Source organism: Mesorhizobium sp. B1-1-5, from assembly GCF_006443065.1.
In the GTDB taxonomy this organism is placed as follows: Bacteria; Pseudomonadota; Alphaproteobacteria; order Rhizobiales; family Rhizobiaceae; genus Mesorhizobium.
This window is the reverse complement of the sequence record NZ_VFWS01000621.1, coordinates 1-1,073: the sequence shown is the minus strand read 5'-3', so window position 1 is coordinate 1,073 and position 1,073 is coordinate 1. Positions and strand designations below refer to the sequence as shown.

The window sequence follows — 1,073 nt, the reverse complement described above, 5'->3', positions numbered from 1 at the left end:
CGCCTGAAGAGATCCTTCAGGCCCTGCTCATGCAGATCGTCGGCTCGGCCTTCGGCACGCATGACTTCCTCGGCGAGTTCGTTCAGGCGCGCACTGTTGGCGCCGACCTTGGCCAGCAGCGGGATCGCCACCGCGACGAGCCTGGCGGCATCGACAATGACGGCGCCCATTTCCTGCATCAGCGGATCGAATTCCCTCTTCTCGAACAGCCGCACCGTCTTGACGGTCTTGTGCATCATGTCGATGGCGTCATCAATCGCATGGAGCAGGTCCTTGATATCGCCGCGGTAGTAAGGCGTGATGAATGAGCGCCGCACGGCAAGCAGGACTTCGGCGGTGATATGGTCGGCTTCGTCCTCGAGATCGACGATCTTTTCGCACCAATGCTCGATGTCCTTGCCCAGGAGGAGCTGCTGCAGGGCCTCCGCGCCGCCGACCACCGTGCGGGAATGCCGCTCGAACAGGTCGAAGAAGCGATCTTCGCGCGGCAACAGCTTGCGGAACCAGCCCAGCATGTTCGTCCCTCCCGGCGCACCAGTTCCATCCACATAGCGCCGCATGCGCCCATGGGGAACAGTAAGCCGGCTGAAAGATGTGGATGCAGCCAATTGCAAGCACCGCTCGCGAACGGCAATTACCGGCCATCGCCGGCAAAGCGGGGCTCGTCAAGCGACGGGGGCGACCTATTTCCAAGGAGACGCCGGGGACGACAAGCAGCGAAGGAGAAACGATCATGCTTGCAAACAGCAACGCGACGGCCAACCTCGCGGTGAAAGACCTGGCGAAGGCAAAGGCTTTCTATGAGGGGACGCTCGGCCTGAAACAGGTGCATGACGAGGGTGGCGATCTGATCGAGTACAAAAGCGGCGACAGCACGATCAACGTCTATCGCTCTCAGTTCGCCGGAACCAACAAGGCGACGGCGGTGACGTGGACGGTCGGCGAAGAGATCGACACCGTCGTCAGCGGGCTGAAATCGAAGGGCGTTGCCTTCGAACACTACGAGATGCCCGGCCTGACACTGGAAGGCGACATCCATGTCGGTCACGGCATGAAGGTCGCCTGGTTCAAGG

2 protein-coding genes are annotated in these 1,073 nt (G+C 61.3%); one reads left to right on the top strand and one right to left on the bottom strand.

The genetic code is table 11. The features are described from left to right. Positions 1–515: DUF47 domain-containing protein (locus FJ980_RS33850; protein ID WP_140547693.1), on the bottom strand; the 515-nt coding region annotated here is incomplete at its 3' end. Positions 516–733: 218 nt separating this feature from the next. Between FJ980_RS33850 and FJ980_RS33845 the strand changes: the two genes are divergently transcribed. Next, a partial coding sequence (locus FJ980_RS33845; RefSeq protein WP_140547692.1) for a VOC family protein occupies positions 734–1,073 on the top strand: 340 nt, incomplete at its 3' end.